The following is a 24000-nucleotide window of genomic DNA, read 5'->3' on the forward strand; positions in this document are numbered from 1 at the left end:
CCATCAACGCGCAGTCATCACATCGGCGACGCGCATCAGCCCGTGAGCGCGCGCGTTGCCCGCCACGACGAAGCGCTGCCGCTGCGCGGTCCACGTCAACAGCCGCATCTCGCCGACCCGGCGCGCGGACCACTGCGGCTGCTCGCGCGCAAACGGTGCCGCGGCCGTCAGTATCACGACCGGCTGCTGGTCGCCGTTCAGGTAGACGAATTCGTTGGCGCGCTGCAACGGACCGAGCTGCAACACGCGTTGTTCGACGACGCGCATGCCGAGCGCGCTCAGGTCCGGCGCGCTTGCGTCCGTGCTTGCATCCGCGCGGGTCGGCGACGCGGCCGAAAAGCCTTGCGCGGTGGCTTCGGCCAACGCCATCACCGCCGCGTTATCTAGTGCCTGCGCGGACACCTGGGCCGCCGCGAGCCAGCCGCTGACGATCGCCAGCGTCACCACCAGCGCCGCGAGCACGTTGAGCGTGCGGCGCACGGAGCGGCGCGCTCGCGTGCGCGCGAACGACGCGCGCAAACCGCTGGGGCGCGGCGGCACGGGCTCGTCGGTGGCCCGAAACGCCGCCTGGATCTGCGCGTTCAGCCGGTCGTAAAACGCGACGCGGCGCGCTTCCGCCGGATGCTTGCTCAGATAGTCGCGCAGCGCCGCCGTGCGTTCGGGCGTCAGCGTGCCGTCGGCATAGGCCTGAATGTCGGCTTCGGACGGCGGCGTGCTGTGCCGGTTGTCGGTCGAGGTCATGGCAGTGATGCAAAGGTGGCGTGAGATTGCGGCTATCGGAAGGTGAACACGGATGCTTACGCATTTATTCCGCGCGGTCCACATTGGCTTGCGATGCGCAGCCAAATCGTCGTTTGAATCGTCGCTTGAATAGTCGCCTGATCAGCGAGCGGGAATGCAGGCAAACCGCGCCGCGCCGCCGTTTATTCCCTTCGCCGACGATCTTTTTGTCGAGGCTGAAACTCAGGAATAAAAGCTCGTCACCTGTGGTTTCCCCTGATGCGAACCCGCACAATTCTCCACAGGAGTCGATCATGAAAAAGCTTTCTTTGGCTGTTTTGTCCGTTGTCGTGCTTGCCGTTTCGTCGAGCGCGTTTGCCGAGGGTAAGACTCGTGCGCAGGTGTATCAGGAGCTGATCGAGGCACAGCAGAACGGCCTCGATTACATCACCGATTCGTCGTACCCCGACGTCAATCCCGCGTTCGTGCGTCAGGTCGAGCAGCGCAAGCAGGCGCTCGCCGCCGCCAAAGCGGCGGCTGCCGCGAGCAGCGTCGCGAATGCCGGCGCAGCGAGCATGGGCGCTCATTGAACGTGGCCGTTGAAGCCGTGCAGGCAACCGGCGCGCGAACTGAACGGACGCGCGCCGGTTGCCGGATGGAATAGATCATCGCGTGGCGTGTTAGCCACTGCATCGACCCCATCCGGCAAGGAGTTTTCGTGACCCAACCTTCCGTTCCCAATCCCCGGCCCGGACCTCGGCCGATCTGCGTGCCGTGCCGGCTCGCCGCGATCGGCGCGGCCGTGCTCGCGCTCGCGGGCGGCTTCGCCTATACGGCCGGCTGGCTCACGCCCTCGCGTTTGAGCGCACCGCGCATCATCAACACGTTCGAGGCCGTGGCGGGCCAGCATCCCGGCTATCGACGCAATCACGCGAAAGGCCTGTGCGTCGAAGGCTATTTCGATAGCAACGGCAACGGCGCGGCGCTTTCTCGCGCGGCCGTGTTCGCGCCCGGCCGCACGCCGGTGTCCGGACGCTTCGCGGTGCCGGGCGGCAATCCGTCGGCGCCGGATACGAGCTCGCCAGTGCGCAGCTTCGCATTGCAATTCAGGCTGGCCGACGGCGAGCAGTGGCGCACCGGCATGAATTCGACGCCGGTGTTCGCCGTGCATACGCCCGAACAGTTCTATCAGCAACTGCTGGCCGCGAAGCCCGATCCTACGACCGGCAAACCGGATCCGGCGAAACTGAAGGCGTTTTACGCGGCCAATCCCGAGACGCAGCCGTTCCAGAACTGGGTCAAAGCGCATCCGCCGTCGTCGAGTCTCGCCAACGCCGCGTACTACAGCATCAACGCGTTTCTGTTTACCGACGCGAGCGGCACGACGCGCGCGGTCCGCTGGGCCGTCGAGCCCGACATGCCGTACGCGCCGATCACCGCCGCGCAGCAGGCCGAGAAGAATTTCCTCGCCGCCGATCTGAACGAGCGTCTGCAACAGGGACCGTTGCGCTGGCATCTGATTCTGAACGTTGCGCAGCCGGGCGATCCGGTCGACGACGCCACGCTGCAATGGCCCGCTGATCGCCAACGCGTCGATGCCGGCACGCTGGTGATCGAGCGCGCGACATCGCAGGAAAACGGCGAGTGCCGCGATATCAACTTCGATCCGACGATCCTGCCCGCGGGCATCGCGCCTTCGGACGATCCGCTGCTGGCCGCGCGTTCGGCCGCGTATGCGTTGTCGTTCAAGCGCCGCACGCGCGAGGAAGCGCTGCATCCCGACGTGCATCAAGCGCAGCCGAGCCCGCAACAGGCCCCACAACAGGGCTCGCAGCAGGGCGAGCAAAAAGGAGAGCATTCATGACGCGCGCACGTACTCATTTCAGTCCGCTCGCGCGGCTGCTGCATTGGACGATGGCGCCGCTGATCATCGCGATGCTGTTTATCGGCGTGGGGATGGTTGCGACGGTGTCGCACGCGCATGACACGTTGATCGCGCTGCATCGGCCGCTCGGCATCGCGTTGCTGGTGCTGGTGGTGTTGCGGCTCGCGGTGCGGATCACGCACGGCGCTCCGCCGTTGCCGGAGAACATGTCGAACGCGCAGCGCTTCGCGGCCAAGGCTTCGCACATCGTGCTGTACGCGCTGATGGCGGCGATGCCGCTGATCGGCTGGGCGATGGTGTCCGCGGCGGGCTATCCGGTCACGCCGGCCGGCTCGCTGCATCTGCCGCCGATCGCGCCGCACGACGCCGCGCTGTTCGCGCTGCTGCGCGCGCTGCATACGTGGCTCGCGTTGGCGCTGTTCGCGACCGTGCTGCTGCATCTGGCGGCGGCGCTGTTGCATGCGCTGATTCTGCGCGATGGCGTGTGGCAGAGCATGACGCGCGGCGGGCGCTGAGTCAGCGCCGTTTGCACGACCTGTGCGTTCGGTCTCGTAGCAGCGTAACGGGGTAGCCCCGTAGCCCCGGAGCGAGGCACGACAGTGCCGCCTCACTCGGTGTGCCTGCCTCGCGCGAAGCATCCACGCACAGCCTCAATCCTGTCCTCTGCCGCCGGCACAGCCATTTTCGTCCAACGCGTAAAATGGCCGGTTATCACAGGCAGATCGAAGCCGGACAGAATGCGCCGGGCGTCGCGACAGCGCGGCGTCCGGCGCGCCGTTTTGTCCGCGCGCAACTGCCTTCGCCGGTTTGAACAGGAATGCACGCGGATGTCGTCAGTTTTCTTCGATCGGGACAGGATTACGGAATGGCTCGGTGAGTGGGCCGTCGCCAAAGCGCGCTCGGTGGGCGCGGTCAGCAACGTGAAATGGCAGGGCGCGACGCTGTCCGGCGACGTGCAGGGCTCGCGGCCGCAACCGTACCGAACGCGCGTGCGTTTCCGTACCGATGGCGGTTTGCCATGGGCGCAAAGCGACTGCACCTGTCCGGTCGGCCGCGATTGCAAGCACGTCGCGGCGCTACTGCTCGCGGAACTCGACTACCACGACGAGATGGACCACATCACGCCCGTGGACGACGAGGACGGCACGCAAAGGCCGGACATTTCCGGCGCGCGACCGGCGCTGTCACCCCTTACGCAACCTCCGCCGCCGTCGCCGGGCGTACGCCCGGAACTGGTCAGCTGGCTTGAACGCTTTCGCGCCCGCGCGGCGGATGCCGCCGACGCGACGGCCAACCAGGCCGCTGCGCGCAACGCCGGCGCCGCTCGTGGCGAAACGCTCGCGTATCGGCTCACCTGGTCGAGTTTCCATTTGCGCCACGAAGTCGTGCTGCACCGCGCGCGCTGCGATGCGAACGGCGCGATCGTCGAAGTCGGGCAGAGCTGGGGCGATGTCGAAGCGGCGCTGCTGAAGCAGCCTCGCTTCGTTTCCGACGCGGATCTGTCGATCCTGCGCGGGCTGTGGCTCGGACGCTCGCGCGAGGATTTCGGCCAGTTCGTGCTGCGCGGTACGAGTGGCGCCGAGACCTTGCAGAAGCTGATCGCCACCGGGCGCCTGTTCTTCGGCTTCAACACCGCGCCCGGCAAGGCGGGGCCGACACCGTTGACGCGCGCCGCCGACCGGCCCGGCAGCATCGAATGGGAACCGCTCGCCGACCAGCGTTTGCGTCCGGTGCTGCGTACCGAACCGCGCGCAAGCATGGTGCTGCCGACCGAGCCCGTCTGGTATGTCGACGGCGTCGCGAACGAGGCCGGCATCGTGCCGCTTTCGCTGCCGTTCCAGCAATTGCCCGACTACCTCGCGATGCCGCCGATCTCGCTCGCCGAGGCGCCGCTCGTCGCATCGGTGTTGCGCGAGATCGCGCCCGAGCTGCCGCCGCCGCCCACTCACGACGCGTCCGCGATCCGCGTGATCGATGTCGATCCGGTGCCGGTGCTGCTGCTCAACAGCCACGCGCCGGCCAACGCGGCGCGGGGCGCCGGCAGGGTCGCGAAGGCCGCGAAGCCGGCGGAGCGCAAGGCCATCGCGATCGAACTGGCGGCCGTGAGCTTCGACTACGACGGTGTCAGCATCAATGCCGACAGCAGCGTGACGCTGGTGCCGCTGCCGGGCGGCGACGTGATCCATATCCGCCGCCGCTACGACGTCGAGAAAAGGCGTCTGCTCGAATTGCGCAAGACGGGGCTGCAGAAAGTGCCGACGCACAGCGTCCACGCGTCGCGGCTCGTGCCCGACACGATGCTCGGCCTGCCTGACGCCGAAGCATGGTCCGAGTTCGTCAACGACGCGGTGCCGAAGCTCGTCGCCAACGGCTGGCGCGTGACGATGGCGCCGGAGTTCCGCTACAACGTGATCGAAATCGATGCGATCGACGGCACCGCGCATCAGGCCGGCGACGGCTGGTTCGATCTGGAAATGGGCATCCGCGTCGGCGAGCGCAACGTGCGGCTCGAACCGCTGCTCGCCGATCTGTTCCGGCGCGACCGGCGCTGGCTGTCGGGCGCGCTCGACAGCATCGGCGACAACGAGCCGATCGAGCTGAAGACCGAGGAAAACAAGCGGCTGCGGTTGCGCGCCGATCGTCTGAAGCCGGTCGTGCGCGTGCTGGTCGATCTGTTCGATTCGCTCGGCGGAGCGCTCGCCGATGGCGCGCCGCTGCGCGTGGCGGCGCTCGATGCCGGCCGTCTCGACGCGCTCAACGACACCGGCCGCTGGCAATTCAGCGGCGATGCGTCGATCCGCGAGCTGGCGCGCCGTCTGCAGGCCGGTCCCGGCTTGCGCGAGGTGCCGGTGCCGCGCGGGCTGACGGCCGAGCTGCGCGCCTATCAGCAGCAAGGTTTGAACTGGATGCAATTCCTGCGTGAGCAGGATCTGGCGGGCGTGCTCGCCGACGATATGGGGCTCGGCAAGACCGTGCAGACGCTCGCGCATATTCTTGCCGAGAAGGAAGCGGGGCGGCTCGTGCGTCCCGCGCTGATCGTCGTGCCGACCACGCTGGTGCACAACTGGCGCGAGGAAGCCCGCCGTTTCGCGCCGGAACTGAAAGTGCTGGTGCTGAACGGACCGCAGCGCAAGGAGCGGTTCGAGCTGATCGGCGCGCATGAGCTGGTGCTGACGACTTATGCGCTGCTGTGGCGCGATCAGAAGGTGCTCGCCGAACACGATTACCACCTGCTGATCCTCGACGAGGCGCAGTACGTGAAGAACGCGAGCACCAAGGCCGCGCAGGCGATCCGCAATTTGCGCGCGCGGCATCGGCTGTGTCTGACCGGCACGCCGCTCGAAAATCACCTCGGCGAGCTGTGGTCGCAATTCGATTTTCTGCTGCCGGGCTTTCTCGGCAACCAGAAGGATTTCACGCGCCGCTGGCGCAATCCGATCGAGAAGAACGGCGACGACGTGCGCCGCGCGCTGCTCGCGCGCCGCATCCGGCCGTTCATGCTGCGCCGTCGCAAGGACGAAGTCGCGAAAGAGTTGCCGCCGAAGACGACGATCATGTGTCCGGTCGATCTCGAAGGCGCGCAGCGCGATCTGTACGAAACGGTGCGCACCGCGATGCAGGCGAAGGTGCGCGCGGCGATCAGCGCGCAGGGGCTCGCGCGCAGTCATATCGTCGTGCTCGACGCGCTGTTGAAACTGCGTCAGGTGTGTTGCGATCCGCGGCTGGTCAGGACGCATGGCGCGCGCGAGGAATCTGACGACGACGCGCATGGGCAGCCGCCGACCGATTTGCAGGCTGGTGTGCCGCGCGCTGACGCGCCGAAGCCCGACAAGGACAAGCCCGCGAAAGCCGAGCGGACGATGCGCTCGGCCAAGCTCGATCTGTTGCTGTCGATGCTGCCCGAACTGATCGAGGAAGGACGCCGTGTGCTGCTGTTCTCGCAGTTCACCGGCATGCTCGCGCTGATCGCCGAGGCGCTCGACGAAGCCGCGATTCCGTATCTGATGCTGACCGGCGACACCACCGATCGCGTGACGCCGGTCGAGCGCTTCCAGCGCGGCGAGGTGCCGCTGTTCCTGATCAGCCTGAAGGCGGGCGGCGTGGGTCTGAATCTGACCGCGGCCGACACGGTGATCCACTACGACCCGTGGTGGAACCCGGCCGCCGAGAATCAGGCCACCGACCGCGCGCACCGGCTGGGGCAGGACAAGCCGGTGTTCGTCTACAAGCTGATCGCCGCGGGCAGCATCGAGGAAAAGATCGTCGAATTGCAGGAGCAGAAGGCTGGCCTCGCCGACAGCATCCTTGCGGAAGACGCCGCGGGTGCGACGAAGTTTTCCGACGACGATCTCGATGCGCTGTTCGCGCCGATGCCGGCGCTCGAAGGCACGCGCTGAGCAGGCGACCTGGTAGCCTGGGAACACGAACAGGAATCGTGGAAGACGTGTAACAAAACGTCGCGTGTGTAAATCGCCGCGCGAGGCGGCGCCACCTCATACCAATTGGGGACATAGATGGCGCGGGACTTGTGCGCTAACGGCTTATGCATGGCGCGTAAGAACTACCTCGGTAACCGTTACAAACGAAGTTCTTTCATCTTGAGCGAGTGTGGCGTCCCGGCTAACGTGTCACTACTCGTGTGGCTAGACCCCGGCGAGTGTGTGTAGTGTTTTTGAGCGGCGTTGCCCTGAACGGGGCAACGCCATTTTTTTTTTGCGCTCTTCCTGCATCCTCGTCCCACATTTTGAAATCGCCGGGAAGGTGGGCATCCGCACCGACAACGCCGCGAGTTCATGCAAAGCGCATCAAGTGACAAAAATGTTGCTTTGAAATCTGACAATGTTTAAACGATTTATTTTGAGACTATTCCTATACTAGCCTCCAATTGTTAAATCAGAGTTCTCCTGGGAACTTCCTGAAACGGGATGCGCAGATGGAGCCAAACGCCATCCCGGCAACAAATCGCCATTTGAAATACGACTGGCTCCAAGGCCGCCCAGCAAGGCTCGCGGACCTCGGAGAGCCTAAGAAAACGCGTAAGCCGCTTTCAGACAGGGTTGCTCGCGACGGATTGCCGAACACGGCAACCGGGAGAAAAGAATGTTTTCGATTATGATGATCTGCCCCGCATAATCGTTTATGTCAATTTAAGATGTGCGCTGATTTCGAGATGACGCGAAAGCAGCGTGAAACGGGGTAAGGCGAGGGACCATCAGCAAAATAGCAGCCGCAGTTTTATGGGAAACCGGATCGACGGTCGAGGCCGTCTCATCCCGGTGGTTAGTCGGTTCATCGGCGGCCAGTTACAAAATGCGCAGTTGCGTTGTGGGGTGTTATGAGAATTGCAGTCCTGGATGACGATTCGGCGCAGGCCGATCTTGTTTGTCAAACGCTGTCGGCAGCGGGGCATGTCTGTCACGCATACGGCGCTGGGCGAGAACTGGTGCGCCAGTTGCGGCGCCAGACCTTCGATCTGCTCGTGCTCGACTGGAACGTTCCCGACATGTCAGGCGAAGAGGTGCTGCGCTGGGTGCGCGAAAGCCTCTCCGAGCGTCTGCCGGTGCTATTCATGACGAGCCGGGGTCGCGAAACCGACATCACCTCGATCCTGAATACCGGCGCGGACGACTATCTCGTCAAGCCCGTGTCCGCCGCGGTGCTGCTCGCGCGCGTCGGCTCGCTGCTGCGCCGCGCCTATTACCTGAAGCCGCCCGCCACGAAGGAAGTGTTCGGCGAGTTCGAGTTCGATCTGAGCGCGAAGCACGTCGTCGTGCGCGGCACCGCAGTCGCGGTCACGCAGAAGGAATTCGAACTCGCACTGCTGCTGTTCCAGCATCTGAGCCGGCCGCTGTCGCGCGCGCATATTCTCGACGTGATCTGGAAGCAGGCCACCGACATCCCGTCGCGCACGATGGACACGCATGTGTCGATGCTGCGCAGCAAGCTCGGTCTGCGCCCCGAGCAGGGCTACCGGCTCACGCCGATCTACGGCTACGGCTACCGTCTGGAACGGATCGAGTCGGATACGCCGCCGTCCGCTGCCGACGAACCTTCCGAAGCGGGTGAGGCGTGACGGTGCGCGTGGATGTGGCAATGCGCGGCCGCGCTTCGGTACCCGGCCGCAAGGCCGCTGCATGGCTCACGATGGCCTGCCTGATTACCACGGCCGCCACGAGCTGGAACACGGCGGCGCTTGCGCAGGCGGCTCGCCCCAAACACGGCGCGAAAGCGCAGCCGGTCTACGTTTCGTATACGACGCGCGATGGCGACACGCTGTACGACATCGCCGGCCGCTATATGGCCGATCCTACTGACTGGGCGCTTCTGAGCCGTCTGAATCACGTGCCCGCGCCGCGCCGTATGCCGGCCGGCATCGTGCTGCGTCTGCCGTCCGACAAGCTCAGGCAGGACCAGGACGCGGCCCGCGTGGTCGCGACGAGCGGTCCGGTCGAGCATGCGTTCGGCACCAGCCCTTATCTGCCGCTGAAGACCGGCGAGACGCTGGTCGAAGGCGATCGCGTGCGAACCGGTCCGAATGGCTTTGCGACGCTGGAGCTGCCAGACGGCTCGTATGTGACGATCGCACAGGACGGCGAACTCGATATCGACAAACTGCGGCACGTCGTGCTGACCGGCGTCGGAGATCGCGTGTTCGATCTGCGTCACGGTGAGGTCGAGAGTCAGGTCACGCATGCGCCGCGGCGCGACGATCGCTTCCAGATCCGCTCGCCGTCGGTGGTCGCGGGCGTGCGCGGTACGCGTTTTCGCGTCGACTACGACGGCGGCACGCAGACCACCGCGGTGGCGGTGCTCGACGGCGCGGTCGGCGTCGATCCGGCCATCGAGGCTAACGGAGGCGGTCGGCGCGCTGCGCCGGCGCCGGGCGTGCCGCTGCAGGCCTCCGAGCAACTGGTCAAGGCAAGTTTCGGCAACGTCACGCGTTCGGGCGGCTCGGTCGGCAGTCCGGTCGAGCTGCTGCCGGCACCGGCGCTCGCGCAACCGGCGCGGGTGCAGGACGGCAAGACGGTCGCATTCGACATCAAGCCGGCCAGCGACGCAGTCGGCTATCGGCTGCAAATCTCGCACGATGCCGACCAGCTCGATCTCGTGCGCGACATGCGGGTGAGCACGCCGCGCGCGGACTTCGGCGATCTGCCCGACGGCACCTATTTCGTACGGGTTGCATCGACCGACAGCCACGGCCTCGACGGCCTGCCGAACGTGTACGCATTCGAGCGTCGTCAGCTCGGGCTCGACGCGTCGGCGTCACAGCGCGCCGGTAGCCGCGACTACGACTTCCGCTGGTTCGTCAGTCACAGCAAGGTGCCGACGAGCTTCCGCTTCGTGCTGGGCCGAACCGCCGATCTGAGCCATCCGGTCGTCGATCGCACCGATCTGCCGGGCGGTGAGCTGGTAATCAGCGATCTGCCCGCGGGCGTCTACTACTGGACGATCGTCGCCGAGCAGTTCGAAAACGGCCGCTTCTATGAAAAGAGCAGCCCGGTGCGCTCCTTTACTCTGGCGCGCTGACGCTGGTAGATTCTCCGGGCCGGTCCATGGGCTGCTCCATCGGCCGGCCCATCTTCCCATTCCGGATTACATCCTCTCTTGCTCAACACTTCTACGCGACTGAGCCTCGATCCGCGCGCGCGTCTCGGACGGCGTGCCGGCCGGCGCTTTCTGATCGAGTGGATGGGCGTGGGCTGCCTCGGCATCGTGGTGATCCTGCTGAGTTCGTTCGGGCGCTTTAGCGCCGGCATCGATCAACTCGTGTACGACCGCTTCCTGAACCAGCGCGAGCAGCCTTTGCTGTCCGATATCGTCGTGGTCGAGATCGACAACGCGAGCATCGCGCAGATCGGCCGCTGGCCGTGGCCGCGCAGCGTGCATGCGCGGCTGCTCGAACAGATCGCGGTGGCCAAGCCCGCGGCGGTCGTGTTCGACGTGCTGTTCACCGAGCCGAGCGCGGACGACGCGCAACTCGCCCATGCGATCGCACTGAGCCCGACCTATCTGCCCGTGCTGCTGACGCCGCCCGACGACACCGGGCGGCGCGTCGCGGTCCAGCCGGTCGCGCCGCTCGCGCAAGCCGCGGCCGGACTCGGCCATATCAACTTCGAAGTGGATAGCGACGGCATCGCGCGCAGCGTCGCGCGTTTCCAGAGCGATGGAGGCGCACGCTGGCCGCAGTTGATGGTGGGCGTCGCCGACGCGGTCGAACACGGCAAGCTGCATCTGCGCAACGGGTTGCCGGCGCGGCATTCGAACGTGCCCGCGCGCGGTGACGACGAACCTGACGAAGACCGCGGCGCAGACCACAGCGAAGACCGCTTCCTGATCCCGTTCGGCCGTGACGCCGAAGACTACACAAGATTCAGCTACGCCGACGTGCTCGCGGGCAAGGTGCCGGCCGATCAGTTGCGCGGACGCATCGTCGTGATCGGCGTGACCGCGTCGGGCCTCTACGACCGCTTCGCGACGCCGGTGTCGGGTGAGCTGGGGCCGCTGCCCGGCGTCTATATCCACGCGAACGTGCTCGACACGCTGTTGACCGGCCGCGAGATTCAACCGCTCGCGCGCTGGGTCATGTTCGTGTCGTCGCTCGCGCCGCTCGCCGCGCTGCTGGCCGGCTTCCTCGTGTTGTCGCCGCGTCGCTCGCTGCTACTGACCGGCGCGCTGGTACTGCTCGCGGCGGCCGGCAGCGCGGCGCTGCTATACGTCGGGCGGCTGTGGATGTCGCCGGTGCCGGCGATTCTCGGCCTCGTGATCGTGTATCCGATCTGGAACTGGCGCCGCCTCGAAATGACGATGGCGTATTTGCGCGGCGAGCTGCAGCGCCTAGCCGACGAACCGCATCTGTTGCCGGAAGCGCCGCAGCGCCGCCGCGAGTTCGGCGGCGACGTGCTGGAGCAGCATATGGCGCTGATGGCCCAGGCCGCGCAGCGCGTGCAGGACATGAAGCGCTTCGTGTGGGACAGCCTCGACAGCGTGCCGGAGCCGATTCTCGTCAGCGATCTGCGCGGTGTCGTGCTGATCGCGAACCATGCGGCCAAGGCGCACTTCGCGCGGCTGCGCGCGCCGATGCCCGAGGGCCAGCCGATGCAGACCGTGCTCGGCGGTCTGACGCTCGTGAAGACGATCGATAGCGACGCCGCGTCCGATCCCGAACGCAACCTGTTCGCGCGCGCGCATTGGCCGGCGCTGCTCGATCCGACGCGCGACGAGTTTGCCGCCTTGATCGCGCAGGGCGTCGAAGTGCGCGATGCCAACGAGCGCGATCATCTGCTGCGCTACGCGACCTGTACCAACGCGCAAGGCGAAACGACCGGCTGGATCGCGGGCCTCGTCGACGTGTCCGCATTGCATGCGGCCGAGGCGCAGCGCGAGGACGCGCTGCGGCTGCTGTCGCACGACATGCGTTCGCCGCAGGCGTCGATTCTGGCGCTGGTCGAGATCGAACGCGCACGCACCGAGCCGGTGCTCGCGCGCAGCCTGCTCGAACGCATCGAGCGCTACGCGCAACGCGCGCTGACGCTCGCCGACGATTTCGTGCAGCTCGCGCGCGCCGAATCGCAGGTGTACGTGCTCGAACCGCTGAGTCTGACCGAGCTGGTGATCGACGCAACCGACGAGGTCTGGCCGCAGGCCCACGCGAAGCGCATCGCGCTGCACACGGAGACCGGCGACGACGCCGACGAAGGCCACTGGATTTGCGCCGACCGCTCGCTGGTCACGCGCGCACTGGTCAACATCCTGAACAACGCGGTCAAGTACAGCCCGCCGGATACACGTATCGTGTGCAGCTTCGCGAGCCAGCCCGCCGCGTCGCGCTCGGTGGCGCGCGTGTCGTGCACGATCCGCGATCAGGGCTACGGCATTCCGAAGGAGCAGCAGGCGGGGCTGTTCGAGCGCTTCAGGCGCTTTCACGAGGCCGAGCGGCCGGAAGTCGGCGGCGCGGGCCTCGGCATGGCATTCGTGAAAACGGTGGTGACGCGGCACGGCGGCGATGTCGATGTCGTCAGCGCGCCGGGCGAGGGCACTGCATTTACGATCTGGCTGCCCGCGCTTGATGATGCGCAGTCGGAGGAGCCGGTCGCGCCGCGCTTCTGAGCAGAGGGTTCAGCGTTGCGCCGCGCAGTTCGAAGCCGTGCAGTTCGAAGCCGTGCAGGTGCGTGTGGATGTGCGTGTGTGGTTTTACGCGCCCGTCCGGATTGCCGGAGCGGGCACGTACACGCTGCTCACTGCTTCGCGTTGGCGGCAACCAGCACCGGTGCCGCGCTTACTTTAGCCAGCTCATCGCTCGACCATCCACCGCCTAATGCGTGCAGCAGTTGCACATTCGCGCTCAACTGGCGCGTCTGGACATCGAGTACGCCGCGCTGTGCATCGAGTTCGGCGGTCTGTGCCTGCACCACGTCGAGATAGCTGACGGTGCCCTGCTTGTACTGGCTCGTCGACAGATCGACAGCTTCTTTGGCCGCCGTGGCCGCGTCGCGTTGCTGATCGAGCGCGGTACCCAGATACGACAGCAGCGCGAGATTGTCTTCGACCTGCTGGAACGCGGACAGCACCACGCCGCGATAAAGCTCGCCGGCTTCGTCGGTCGCCGCCTTCGCGGAATCGAGCGTGGCGCGACGATAGCCGCCGTCGAACAGGTATTGCACCAGTTGCGGCCCGATCGCCCAGAACGTATTGGGCGCGCTAATCAGCCCCGCGTAGGCCGCGCTTTCCACGCCACCCGTCACGCCGAGCACGATGTCCGGGAAGTAGGCGGCGCGTGCTACGCCGATTTTGGCATTGGCCTCGGCGACCCGGCGCTCGGCCGCGGCGACGTCGGGCCGACGCTGCAACAGCGTGGAGGGCACACCGGTGGGAATGGCCGGCAATGCCAGGTTCGCGGTCTGCTGCGGCAGACTGAATGTCGACGCGGACGCACCTACCAGCACCGCGATCGCGTGTTCGAGCAACGCCCGTTGCGCGAGGTTCTGCGACAACTGCGATTGCGTCGACGACAACTGCGTGCGCGCACGCGACACGTCGAGGCCGGACACGATGCCGCTATCGTGCAGCGTCTGCGTGAGTCGCAGCGCCTTCGTATAGGCCGCGACGGTGTCGTTCAGCAGCGCGGTCTGCTGGTCGAGCCCGCGCAGACGGATGTAGCTGTCCGCGAGCTGGACTTCCAGGCTGAGCCGCACGGATGCCAGATCGGCTTTGGTTGCCTGCGCTTCGTCTTTGCCGGCTCCGACCGAGTCGCGCACGCGGCCCCACAGATCGACGTCGTATTTGACGGTGGCGCCGAGCGTGATCGAGTTGTAGTTGCTCGGACCGTTGCCGCGCAACGGTGCCGTGTCGGACTGGCGCTGCCGCAACGGCACCGCGCTCGCGGTCACGGTCGGATATAGCTCCGACTGAACCTGCGCGACGAACGCCTGCGCTTCGCGGTAGTGATCGTAGGCCGCGCGCAGATCCGTATTGCTGGCGAGCAGGCGGGCTTCCAGATCGTCGAGCTGCGGGTCGCCATACATCGTCCACCAGCCGTTACGATCGATCTGGTCGGCGGGTTTGGCATTGGTCCACGGCCCGAGCGTCTTGTACTGCGCCGCGATCGGCATGGCGGGCACGTGGTAGTCCGGCGCGAGCGAGCACGCCGATAGCACGGCGACGCACGGCAGCAGAGCCGCGGCAAATCCAGACTTAGCCATGGGCCGCCGCCTTCGCGCCAGTTGTCGTGGCGACTTCGACGTGGTCGCCGTCCGCGAGCCCGTCGGGCGGCGTGTCGATCACGCGATCGGTCGGCGACAGTCCCGCGCCAATCTCCACCGAGTCGCCGAAGTCGCGGCTGATCTTCACCTGCTTGAACAGCACCTGACCGTTCGCGCCGAGCGTGGCGACCACCGTGCCGCGGCTGTCGAACACCAGCGCGCTCGCCGGAATCCTGATCGCGTTGGCGGAGACCGGCAGGTTGAATTTCAGACTCGCATAGCCGCCGGGCAGCAGCTTGCCGTTGGCGTTGTCGACCAGCAACTGGACCAGCGTCGTGCCGGAACTCGAATTGACCGAATCGGCCGCCGCGATCACGCGCGCGGTGAACTGCTGATCGGGGTACGCGGGCACGCTCAGCGTCGCGTTGGTGCCGTCGTGAATGGCCGGCGCGTAATTCTGCGGGACCTGCACGTAGACGCGCAGTTGCTTGACGTCGGACACTTCGAACAGCTCCTGGCCGACGCCGCCGGCGCCGGCATTGACCAGCGCGCCGACGTCGGTATCGCGGGCCGTCACCACGCCGTTGAACGGCGCGACGATCCGCGCGAACGCCTTGGTCGCGATCAGCCGGTCGACATTGGCCTTCGCCGCGGCGGCGATGGCGGCTTTCGCGGTGTAGTCCGCGGTGCGCTGATCGACGTCCTGCTGGGCGACGGAATCGCTGCCGCGCAGCGCCTCCCAGCGCTTCGCCGTGGTGCCGGCCACCAGCGCATTGGCCTGCGCGCTTTGCAGATCGGCGCGCGCCTGGACCAGCTGCTGATCGAGTTCGGGCGTTTCGATTTCAGCGAGCACCTGGCCTGCTTTGACGCGCGCGCCGATATCGACATTCCACGACTTCAGATAGCCGCTCACCTGCGCGAAGATCGGCGCGCGCGTATAGGCTTCGAGCCGTCCCGGCAGTTGCAGAGCCGGGCCTTGGGTATCGCGCATCGGCTGGATCAGGCTGACGGTCTGCACCGACTGGGCGTCGGTCCAGGCTTTCAGTTTGCGGGCTTCCATCGCGCGCAGCGTGATCCCGGTGGCGACGATGCCGAGGACGATCAGCAGGCCGACGATGCCGGCGGTGCGCAGCGGACGGCGCGAGGGCGGATTAGCGGGGAAAGTGGATTCAGACGACATGAGCGGGACCTCCCGAGACGGATGCCGGGGTAGCCGCGCGCCCGGGGCGCGCGTGGACGATGCAGAAAATAGCGGGGACGAGGAACAGCGAGGCCGTGGTGGCGAACATCAGGCCGCCGATCACGGCGCGGCCAAGCGGCGCGTTCTGCTCGCCGCCTTCGCCGAGAGCAAGCGCCATCGGCGCCATGCCGATGATCATCGACAGCGCCGTCATCAGAACCGGACGGAAGCGCGTGAAGCCCGCTTCGAGCGCCGCCTTGAACGGATCGCCGTGAACCGCGAGACGCTCGCGGCAGAAGCTGACCACCAGAATCGAGTTGGCCGTCGCCACCCCCATGCACATGATCGCGCCGGTCAGCGCCGGCACCGACAGGGTCGTCTGGGTCGCGAACAGCATCCACACGATGCCGGCCAACGCGGCGGGCAATGCGCTGACGATCACGAACGGATCGGCCCACGACTGGAAGTTGACCACGATCAGCAGATAGATCAGCACGACCGCGCCGAGCAGGCCGAACAGCATGCCGGAAAACGCGCTGTTCATCGTCTGAACCTGGCCCAGCAGCGCCACGGTCGAGCCCTTCGGCAACGCATGGGCGTTGTCGTGCACGATGCGCTGGATGTCGGATGCCACCGCGCCCAGGTCGCGGCCTTGCGTGGTCGCGAAGATCTCGACCATCGGCTGGATGTTGTACTGGCTGACCACCTCATTGCTGCTTACGCGCTGTGTTGTTGCCAGCCCGCCGAGGATTTGCGGGGTGTGGCTGCCGCTCGCGGTAATCGGCAGGTTCTGCAGCGCCGACAGCGAATCGAGCGAGTACTGCGGCGTTTGCATCACGATCGGATAGGACACGCCATTGGCATTGTTCAGCCAGAACGTCGGCGCGACCTGGCTCGAACCCGCCAGATTGACCACCAGACTGTTCGTCACATCGCGCTCGGTGATGCCCAGCAATTGCGCGCGCGTGCGGTCGACGTCGACGTTGAAAGTCGGGTTGGCGTGCGACTGCGCGATTCGCGCGTCGACCACGCCGGGCACGTCGCGCACCTGGCGCAGCAGACGATCCGCGTATGCGTAATTGGCCGTCAGGTTGTTGCCGCGGACCTGCAGGTCGATCGGCGCGGGCGAGCCGAAGTTCAGGATCTGACTGATGATGTCGGCCGGCGGGAACGAGAACGTCACGCCCGGAAACTTGCGCGGCAACTGTTCGCGCATCTCGCGCACGTACTCGGCGGTCGGGCGATGGCCTTCGTTCAGCGCGATCTGGATGTCGCCGTCCTGTGAACCGACCGTGCCGGTATTGTTGTACGCGGTGTTGATGCCGCTCACCGGCAAGCCCATGTTGTCCACCACGGTGCCGAGGTCGGCTGGCGGAATGATCTCGCGAATCGCGCCTTCCACGTTTGCGAAGATCTGCGCGGTCTTCTCGACGCGAACCCCGACCGGTGCGCGCACATGCATCAGGATCTGGCCGGCGTCGACCGCCGGAAAGAAGTCGCGGCCGAGGAACGGCACCAGTGCGAACGACAGCAGGACGAAACCGAGAAAGCCGGTGACGAACACGCGCCGGCGCGTCAGCGCCAGTTCGAGCAGATCGCGATACCCGGCGCGGACTTTTTCGAAACGCGCTTCGAAACCGCGTTGAAAGCGTCCGAGCGGTCCTGGGGATTTACTGTCGTGCGCGTGTCCGGGTTCGCTCGGTGCATGTGCTTTCAGCAGGAACTTGGCCATCGTCGGCACGAGGGTTCTCGACAGGATGAACGACGAGATCATCGCGAAGATCACCGCTTCGGCCATCGGTACGAACAGGAAGCGTGCGACACCGTCGAGGAAGAACATCGGCACGAACACGATACAGATACACAGCAGCGACACGAACGCCGGTGTGACGATCTGCGCGGCGCCGTCGAGAATCGCGTCCTCCACCTGCTTGCCGTGCTCCAGGTGCCAGTTGATGTTTTCGATCGTGACCGTCGCGTCGTCCACCAGAATCCCCACCGCGAGCGCGAGGCCGCCCAGCGTCATGATGTTCAGCGTCTCGCCGAGCGCGGACAGTGTCGCGATCGAGCCGAGAATCGCCAACGGGATCGACGTGGCGATGATGATGGTCGAGCGCCAGCTACCGAGGAACAGCAGGATCATCAGGCTGGTCAGCACGGCCGCGATCACGCCTTCGCGGGCCACGCCGGTAATCGCGGCGCGCACGAACAGCGACTGGTCGCCGATCGGCTTGATCTCGAGATTGTCGGGCCATGAGGCTTTCGCGGCGGCGATACGATCCTTGACGCCGGAAATGATGCCGAGCGTCGATACCGAGCCGTTCTTCAGCACCGACATCAGCACCGAGCGCTTACCGTCGACGTGCACGATATTGGTTTGAGGCGCGCTGCCGTCGCGGACGTTGGCGATGTCGCGGATATAGACGGTCGTGCCGTTGGCCGCCTTGATCGGCAGATCGCCGAGCGCCTTGATCTGCGACGGCGCATCGTTCAGTTGCAGCGTGTACTCGTAGTCGCCGATCTTTTCCGTGCCGACCGGCGTGATCAGGTTCTGGCCCGCCAGCGCGTTGGCGACGTCCTGCGCGGACAGACCGCGCGCCTGCATGGCCGCCGGGTCGACGTCGATCTGCACCTGGCGCGACTTGCCGCCGAACGGATAGGGGATGGATGCGCCGGCAACCGTCGTCAGAACTGGCCGCACCGCGTTCAACCCGAGGTCGCCGAGGTTCTGCTCGGAGAGCCCCTTGCCGGACAACGCCAGCTGGATGATCGGCACCGTCGACGCGTTGTAGTTCAGGATCAGCGGCGGCGTCGTTCCCGGCGGCAACTGCTTCAACTGGGTTTGCGAGACCGCGGTCACCTGCGCGTTGGCGTTACTGATGTTGACGCCCGGCTGGAAGAAGATCTTGATGATCCCGAAGCCGGCCACCGACTCGGCCTCGATATGTTCGACGTCATTGACGGTCGTGGTCAGCGAGCGTTCGAACGGCGACGTGATGCGGCCGACCATCTGGTCCGGCGGCAGTCCCGTGTACTGCCACACCACGCTGATGACTGGAATCTTGATGTCGGGAAAGATGTCGGTCGGCGTTCTGACCGCGGACAGCGGACCGATGATGAGGATGAAGATCGCCAGAACGACGAAGGTGTAGGGTCGCCGGAGGGCTATACGGACTAGGCCAAGCATGACGGTTCCAGGGCTTTGATGAGAACGTGGCGCGCGTGCCGCGCACAAGGGGCCATGCGGCGAACGTTAGCGATGTGCCTGTTCCATCCAGGCGCGGTGGTGGATTGACAATCGGGGCAGCCTGCATCGAGCGCCTGAATGCGGCTGGCTTGTTTCCACGACGGAATTCACAACGCTTACGCTGAACTTGCAAATGGCGAGCATCAGCCAGATGTAAAGTCGAAGTCGTTGTTTTAGCCACGTCGCATCGGAGCGACGGAGAATAGCGGGGGGGGACGCTTTGGGAAAAGTGGCTTTTGCACAATACTGTTGTGTGGAAACAAAATATGAATCCGTCTCTGAGAGAAAACAGAACAATGGCAAGAATCTTTCACCTCTGTACCGCGCTGGCCGCGGCGAGCCTCGCCGGTTGCACGGGCCTGAGCGCCGATGTGCACACCGGCCAGACCGACCATGCCGCCGTCGCGCTGCAAGGCGAGCAAACCTATGCGATCGCGCGCACGCAGCCGCAGCAGGACAGCGCCGATTTTCCGCAAGCCGAGAAGCTGCTGCGCGATGAGCTGACCCAACACGGTTTCGTCGATACGGCGGGCAAGCCCGCGCATTACCTGGTGTCGATGGCGTATAGCACGCGGCCGGCGTCGATCGGCATCGGCGGCAGCGAATGCGCGCCGGCCGATTGCGCGCGCGGCAGTGACGGGCTCGGTGCGATGCTGTTCGGGCGCGAGTATCAGCATGCGCTGACGCTGCGCTTCTTCGAAAACGCGAGCGGCGCGGAGCGCTACAAGGTCAGCTCGGTGTTCGTCGATCGCAACGCGGACCCGGTGCATGCGATCCCATTGCTGGTGAAGACTGCGCTGGCCAAATTACCGTTTGATGAACCGGCCGACTGGCGTGTGAAGTTCAGTGTCGACAAGGTGAGCGGCGCGACCAATGTCGAATCGATGAAGCCGCTGCAACGTTAGAACGGAACTCCGGGGTGGTCACGCGGGCGTTAGCCGTCGTCCCGTGGCCAGTGGTTTTCGAACACGCAATCGGCGAGCGGCAGACGGCTCGCCCAGCGCTCGGTTTCAAGCATCGGCTCGCTATAGAACTGGTCGACGTGGCCGAGGCACAGAATCGCGACCGGCCGCGCGCCTTCCGGCATATGCAGTAACTGGCGCACCGCGTCGACGTCGAACAGCGAGACCCAGCCGAGCCCGAGACCTTCCGCGCGCGCGGCGAGCCACATGTTCTGGATCGCGCACGCGACCGACGCCAGATCCATCTCCGGCAGCGTGCGGCGTCCGAATACATGCCGTTCGCGGCCGTCCATCAGCGCGATCACCAGCAGCTCCGCGCATTCGAGCATGCCTTCCACTTTCAGCTTCATGAACTCGTCGCGGCGCTTGCCGAGCGCATCGGCGGTGGCGAGCCGTTCGCGTTCGACGATCTCGTGTAAGACCGTGCGCAGCGCCGCCTCGGTGATGCGTACGATGCGCCACGGCTGCATATAGCCGACGCTCGGTGCATGGTGCGCCGCGTCGAGCAGACGCCGCAGCACCGCGGGATCGACCGGATCGGACACGAAATGCCGCATGTCGCGCCGTTCGTAGATCGCGCGATAGACCGCGTCGCGCTCGGAGTCGTCAAAAGGCTTCGCCATGGAAGAGTGCGGCCGTGAAAGCCGGGTTGGAGGGCCAATAAGCGTGCATATAGGTTGCCACAATCGGGCCCACGCGATAAACCGCTTCGCCGGGTGTGTCACTGTGTGCGCGCGTGGCCGAGCGCAGCGGCGTGAGTGGCGTGTCGAGCTTCGAGTAATGAAACGTATGGCCGGTCAGCGGCCCATGCGGGCCGTCGATCTGTTGCATGCCGAGCGACGTGAAGCGCCTTTGCATCGTCGCGTGACCGGGCACCAGACCGAGCATCGGTGTGCTCGCGCCGTGCGCGTCGGTCAGCGTGTCGAGCAGATACAGCATGCCGCCGCATTCGGCGACGACCGGTTTGCCGGCCGCCACGTGCGCGCGGATCGACGCGGCGCTTTGTGAGTTATTCGCGAGTGTCGCTGCATGCAGTTCGGGGTAGCCGCCCGGCAGATAGAGCGCGTCCGTCGCGTCGGGCAACGGCTCGTCGGCGAGCGGTGAGAACTCGTGCACCCCGGCGCCGAGCGCTTCGAGCAATGCGACGTTGGCCGGATAGATGAACGAGAACGCGGCATCGCGGGCCATCGCAATGCGCTTGCCTTGCAGCAGTTGCGGCAAAACTTCGGGCGACGGTGCACCGAATTCGACCGTGGGCGGCAATTCGGCAAGAGATGTGGTCGCGAGCGTATCGGCGGCACGTTCGAGCCGCGCTTCGAGATCGCCGATTTCGTCGGCCTGGTGCAGGCCGAGGTGACGATCGGGCAACGCGATTTCGTCGCTCGCGGCGATGTGTCCGCACCAGCGCAGATCGGCCGGTAACGCTTGTTCGAGCATCTGTGCATGGCGTGCCGAACCGGCGCGGTTCGCGAGCACGCCGTGAAACGGCAACTCCGGTTTGAAGTGCGCGAGGCCGAACGCGAGCGCGCCGAAGGTCTGCGCCATCGCCTGCGCGGAAATCACCGCGAGCACCGGCACGCCAAAAACGGTCGCGAGATCGGCGCTGCTCGGCGTGCCGTCGAACAGACCCATCACGCCTTCGATCAGGATCAGATCCGCTTCGGCCGCCGCCTGCGCGAGCAGGTTGCGACACGCGGTCTCACCGACCATCCATAGGTCGAGCGACAGCACCGGCGCGCCGCTCGCGCGCGCGAGGATCATCGGATCGAGAAAGTCCGGACCGGTCTTGAACACGCGCACACGCCGGCCGAGCCGCCGGTGATAGCGCGCGAGACCCGCGGTGATCGTGGTCTTGCCCTGACCCGACGCCGGGGCGCTAATAAATAGCGCGGGGCACGCGGACATTGCTCAGAACTCCACGCCGCGTTGCGCCTTCACGCCCTGCTCGCGATACGGATGCTTGATCGCGCGCATTTCGGTGACGAGGTCGGCGGCTTCGATCAGCGCATCGGGCGCATGGCGGCCGGTGACGACGACGTGCAGCATCGGCGCGCGTGCATTGATCACCGACAGCACTTCGTCGAGCGGCAGATATTCGTACTTCAACACGGTGTTCAGCTCGTCGAGGATCACCATCTGGTAATCGCCGCTTTCGATCATCCGGCGCGCTTCGTCCCAGCCTTTGCGCGCGGTCGCCATATCGGCTTCGCGGTTCTGCGTATTCCACGTGTAGCCGTCGCCCATCGTGACGAAATCGCACTGCGCGATGGCGCCGAGAAAGTCACGCTCCGACGTATGCAGCGCGCCCTTGATGAACTGCACGACGCCCAGGCGCATGCCGTGGCCGAGCACCCGCACGGCCATGCCGAACGCGGCCGTGCTTTTGCCCTTGCCGGTGCCGGTGTTGACGATCAGCAGGCCTTTTTCGACGGTCGCGCCGGCCTGCTTTTTCTCATGGCCTTCACGGCGGCGTTCGGTCATGCGCTGATGCGATTCGGGATCGGTTTTCATCGAAGGTCCTGATTGTTGGAAGCTGTTGATATAGAGGCTGCGTGAGTATCGGCATCGTCACCGGACGATGCGATCGCGACGGTGACGCCGGCGTGCACGGTCTTGCGTACGACGAGCCGGGCGAGCTGCGATGCAGTGGCAGGGTTGAGGGTTTGCGCTGCCAGCAGCGCGCAAGGCTCGCAGACGCCGTCCACGCCGAGATGCATCTGCGTGGCCGCCGACACTGAATACAGCGGCACCGCGGCGATCTGCTCGCGAGTGAATAGCCGCAGCGGCAGCGCATGACGCGCGCAGAAATCGAGCAGGCCGGCTTCGTTCGCCTTGATGTCAATCGTCGCGATCGCGCCGATCTGTTCGAACGCATGCGGCCCGAGCGCGTGGCGTACGGCGGCTTCGATATCCGCTGCGGGGGTGTGCAGGCGGCAACCGATGCCTACGCTTAGCGTTTTTGTTGAACGCTGGTGTTGTTGGGTTGGGTCGCTGAGATGACCTGCTGCTGGATCACTGGCGTCAGCAGCATGCTCGCGTTGAGCGACATCGCGTGCGAGCGCGAGCGACGCCACTGCGCCGATCACGACGATCGCAGGCGAGCCGAGCCCCGCGCGTTCGACCACGTCGGCAAGCTCACCGAGTGAAGCGAGCGCGTGACGCTGCTCGGGCCGCGTTGCCGCTTCGATCGCCGCGCAGCGCGTATCGGCGCCCATGCCGGCCGCCAGCAACGCGTCGGCGATCTCGCCGAGACGCCGCATCCCCATATAGATCACGAGTGTCATGCGCGTCGCGGCGAGCGCGGCCCAGTCCGGCTCGTCGCTGCCGGCGCCGTGGCCGGTGACGAACACCACACCCTGCGAATAGCCGCGCTGCGTGACTGGAATACCGAGCGCCGCGGGCGCGGCGATGCCCGCGGTGATGCCGTTGATCACTTCGGCATCGATACCGGCGGCCTGCAGCGCCTGCAATTCCTCGCCGCCGCGTCCGAATACGAACGGGTCGCCGCCTTTGAGGCGCGCGACGTTGCGCCCGGCCCGCAGATGCGCGAGCATTTGCGCGACGATATCGGCCTGCGGCGTCGACGGATGCCCGCCGCGCTTGCCGACATGCACGACCAGCGCATCGGCGTGCGCGAACTGCAATACGTCCGGATTCACGAGGTCGTCGACGAGCACGACATCGGCTTGCGCGAGCGCGCGGGTCGCCTTCAGCGTCATCAGTTCGACGTCGCCGGGGCCGGCGCCGATCAGCCAGGCGCGGGTCATCGCAGCGAGCATGGCGTGCGCCATGCGATGGTGGGACGAGAGAAGCGCTGCGCGATAGCGCGCGCGATGGTGCAGATCGAGTTCATGCGGTACTGCGAATCCGGGCGCGGCAACACACGTGATGGGCGGCGCTTTCCTCTGAAGTTCGGAAAACGCCACGGACGCGCGATGCCATGCTTGAACGCCTTCACATCCGTTCCCCGCGGATTCCGGCGGCCGGCGGCGCGATCGGTGCAGGTGCTGCACGCGGCGCCGCCACCGCGTCTGGCCGGTATCCGGGCTGGCGACCTCACGCGCTTTGCCTTCCCGTCCTTGACGTGGAATGACGAAGATACGCGCGAGATCGCGCGGATTCGTCGATTCACAGGACAGTGGCATCAAAAAACGCATGCGCGGCGCGCCAGAATCGAGGCGCGCGCCGCAGGTTGCTTACCGTTGCGGGGACAGCACAGGTTGAACGCATGATGCGTTGCCTGTTTCCCGTTTAACTGCACATGCGAGCGCATATGCGGGCACCAAACGCGCGCATACGATAGC

17 protein-coding genes, 1 pseudogene and 1 riboswitch are annotated in these 24000 nt (G+C 65.8%); of the genes and pseudogenes, 8 read left to right on the forward strand and 10 right to left on the reverse strand.

The features are described 5' to 3' along the window. Nucleotides 1-3: 3 nt before the first annotated feature. Entirely contained in the window at nt 4-741 is a 738-nt protein-coding gene (locus L0U82_RS24735; RefSeq protein WP_233835354.1) for an anti-sigma factor family protein, read from the reverse strand. Between the two features lie 64 nt (nt 742-805). Beyond that, nucleotides 806-1036 (reverse strand): hypothetical protein, encoded by a 231-nt coding sequence (locus L0U82_RS24740; RefSeq protein ID WP_233835355.1) that lies wholly within the window; start codon nt 1034-1036, stop codon nt 806-808. Here L0U82_RS24740 and L0U82_RS24745 point away from each other — a divergent pair. From L0U82_RS24745 to L0U82_RS24775, 7 genes are all read left to right on the forward strand, one after another. Next, complete coding sequence (locus tag L0U82_RS24745; protein ID WP_233835356.1) at nt 1035-1310, forward strand: DUF4148 domain-containing protein; 276 nt, start codon at nt 1035-1037, stop codon at nt 1308-1310. The two genes, L0U82_RS24740 and L0U82_RS24745, sit on opposite strands and share 2 nt — an antisense overlap. 128 nt (nt 1311-1438) lie before the next feature. Beyond that, the gene (locus L0U82_RS24750) at nt 1439-2584 is read left to right on the forward strand and encodes a catalase family peroxidase (RefSeq protein ID WP_233835357.1); all 1146 of its coding nucleotides are present in this window, start codon (nt 1439-1441) and stop codon (nt 2582-2584) included. Next, nucleotides 2581-3120, forward strand: a complete 540-nt coding sequence (locus L0U82_RS24755; protein ID WP_233835358.1) for a cytochrome b — start codon at nt 2581-2583, stop codon at nt 3118-3120. The genes L0U82_RS24750 and L0U82_RS24755 overlap by 4 nt, the downstream gene beginning before the upstream one ends. A 312-nt stretch (nt 3121-3432) precedes the next feature. Then, a complete protein-coding gene (locus L0U82_RS24760) occupies nt 3433-7002 on the forward strand; it encodes a DEAD/DEAH box helicase (RefSeq protein WP_233835360.1) in 3570 nt (1189 codons plus the stop codon). 938 nt (nt 7003-7940) lie between these two features. Then, nucleotides 7941-8678: a response regulator transcription factor gene (locus L0U82_RS24765; RefSeq protein WP_233835362.1), complete on the forward strand. Its 738-nt coding sequence runs from the start codon at nt 7941-7943 to the stop codon at nt 8676-8678. A gap of 20 nt (nt 8679-8698) precedes the next feature. Beyond that, the gene (locus L0U82_RS24770; RefSeq protein ID WP_233835364.1) at nt 8699-10135 is read left to right on the forward strand and encodes a FecR domain-containing protein; all 1437 of its coding nucleotides are present in this window, start codon (nt 8699-8701) and stop codon (nt 10133-10135) included. Between the two features lie 78 nt (nt 10136-10213). Beyond that, complete coding sequence (locus L0U82_RS24775) at nt 10214-12715, forward strand: CHASE2 domain-containing protein (protein WP_233835366.1); 2502 nt, start codon at nt 10214-10216, stop codon at nt 12713-12715. 128 nt (nt 12716-12843) lie between these two features. Here L0U82_RS24775 and L0U82_RS24780 read toward each other — a convergent pair whose 3' ends face one another. From L0U82_RS24780 to L0U82_RS24790, 3 genes are read right to left on the reverse strand one after another with little or no spacing between them, the layout of a single operon-like run. Then, the gene (locus L0U82_RS24780) at nt 12844-14307 is read right to left on the reverse strand and encodes an efflux transporter outer membrane subunit (RefSeq protein WP_233835367.1); all 1464 of its coding nucleotides are present in this window, start codon (nt 14305-14307) and stop codon (nt 12844-12846) included. Further along, nucleotides 14300-15487 (reverse strand): efflux RND transporter periplasmic adaptor subunit, encoded by a 1188-nt coding sequence (locus tag L0U82_RS24785; protein ID WP_233835368.1) that lies wholly within the window; start codon nt 15485-15487, stop codon nt 14300-14302. Before L0U82_RS24785 ends, L0U82_RS24780 begins: the two co-directional genes overlap by 8 nt. Beyond that, on the reverse strand, nt 15477-18674 hold the full coding sequence (locus L0U82_RS24790) for an efflux RND transporter permease subunit (protein WP_233835369.1): 3198 nt from the start codon (nt 18672-18674) through the stop codon (nt 15477-15479). Before L0U82_RS24790 ends, L0U82_RS24785 begins: the two co-directional genes overlap by 11 nt. A 356-nt stretch (nt 18675-19030) precedes the next feature. On the opposite strand from L0U82_RS24790, the gene L0U82_RS24795 reads away from it, so the two are divergent. Further along, the gene (locus L0U82_RS24795; RefSeq protein ID WP_233835370.1) at nt 19031-19639 is read left to right on the forward strand and encodes a DUF4136 domain-containing protein; all 609 of its coding nucleotides are present in this window, start codon (nt 19031-19033) and stop codon (nt 19637-19639) included. A 29-nt stretch (nt 19640-19668) separates the two neighbouring features. Here L0U82_RS24795 and bluB read toward each other — a convergent pair whose 3' ends face one another. From bluB to cobA, 5 genes and pseudogenes are all read right to left on the reverse strand, one after another. Then, nucleotides 19669-20319, reverse strand: coding sequence for a 5,6-dimethylbenzimidazole synthase (gene bluB / locus L0U82_RS24800; RefSeq protein WP_233835371.1), 651 nt, complete (start codon nt 20317-20319; stop codon nt 19669-19671). Further along, nucleotides 20303-21601, reverse strand: a complete 1299-nt coding sequence (locus L0U82_RS24805) for a cobyrinate a,c-diamide synthase (protein ID WP_233835372.1) — start codon at nt 21599-21601, stop codon at nt 20303-20305. The genes bluB and L0U82_RS24805 overlap by 17 nt, the downstream gene beginning before the upstream one ends. A 3-nt stretch (nt 21602-21604) precedes the next feature. Next, on the reverse strand, nt 21605-22207 hold the full coding sequence (cobO, locus tag L0U82_RS24810; RefSeq protein WP_233835373.1) for a cob(I)yrinic acid a,c-diamide adenosyltransferase: 603 nt from the start codon (nt 22205-22207) through the stop codon (nt 21605-21607). Continuing rightward, on the reverse strand, nt 22204-22638 hold the full coding sequence (locus L0U82_RS24815) for a cobalamin biosynthesis protein (protein ID WP_442793694.1): 435 nt from the start codon (nt 22636-22638) through the stop codon (nt 22204-22206). The genes cobO and L0U82_RS24815 overlap by 4 nt, the downstream gene beginning before the upstream one ends. A gap of 60 nt (nt 22639-22698) precedes the next feature. Further along, a pseudogene (cobA, locus tag L0U82_RS24820) lies at nt 22699-23463 on the reverse strand (uroporphyrinogen-III C-methyltransferase); the annotation flags it as partial. A 249-nt stretch (nt 23464-23712) separates the two neighbouring features. After that, nucleotides 23713-23998, reverse strand: a riboswitch (cobalamin riboswitch). Nucleotides 23999-24000: the final 2 nt, after the last annotated feature.

The organism is Paraburkholderia sp. ZP32-5, from assembly GCF_021390495.1.
Lineage (GTDB): Bacteria > Pseudomonadota > Gammaproteobacteria > Burkholderiales > Burkholderiaceae > Paraburkholderia.

Coding starts and splice junctions, on each gene's coding strand:
- L0U82_RS24735 (WP_233835354.1), bottom strand. CDS start 741: ATGACCTCGACCGACAACCGGCACAGCACGCCGCCGTCCGAAGCCGAC.
- L0U82_RS24745 (WP_233835356.1), top strand. CDS start 1,035: ATGAAAAAGCTTTCTTTGGCTGTTTTGTCCGTTGTCGTGCTTGCCGTT.
- L0U82_RS24740 (WP_233835355.1), bottom strand. CDS start 1,036: ATGATCGACTCCTGTGGAGAATTGTGCGGGTTCGCATCAGGGGAAACC.
- L0U82_RS24755 (WP_233835358.1), top strand. CDS start 2,581: ATGACGCGCGCACGTACTCATTTCAGTCCGCTCGCGCGGCTGCTGCAT.
- L0U82_RS24760 (WP_233835360.1), top strand. CDS start 3,433: ATGTCGTCAGTTTTCTTCGATCGGGACAGGATTACGGAATGGCTCGGT.
- L0U82_RS24765 (WP_233835362.1), top strand. CDS start 7,941: ATGAGAATTGCAGTCCTGGATGACGATTCGGCGCAGGCCGATCTTGTT.
- L0U82_RS24770 (WP_233835364.1), top strand. CDS start 8,699: ATGCGCGGCCGCGCTTCGGTACCCGGCCGCAAGGCCGCTGCATGGCTC.
- L0U82_RS24780 (WP_233835367.1), bottom strand. CDS start 14,307: ATGGCTAAGTCTGGATTTGCCGCGGCTCTGCTGCCGTGCGTCGCCGTG.
- L0U82_RS24785 (WP_233835368.1), bottom strand. CDS start 15,487: ATGTCGTCTGAATCCACTTTCCCCGCTAATCCGCCCTCGCGCCGTCCG.
- L0U82_RS24790 (WP_233835369.1), bottom strand. CDS start 18,674: ATGCTTGGCCTAGTCCGTATAGCCCTCCGGCGACCCTACACCTTCGTC.
- L0U82_RS24795 (WP_233835370.1), top strand. CDS start 19,031: ATGGCAAGAATCTTTCACCTCTGTACCGCGCTGGCCGCGGCGAGCCTC.
- bluB (WP_233835371.1), bottom strand. CDS start 20,319: ATGGCGAAGCCTTTTGACGACTCCGAGCGCGACGCGGTCTATCGCGCG.
- L0U82_RS24805 (WP_233835372.1), bottom strand. CDS start 21,601: ATGTCCGCGTGCCCCGCGCTATTTATTAGCGCCCCGGCGTCGGGTCAG.
- cobO (WP_233835373.1), bottom strand. CDS start 22,207: ATGAAAACCGATCCCGAATCGCATCAGCGCATGACCGAACGCCGCCGT.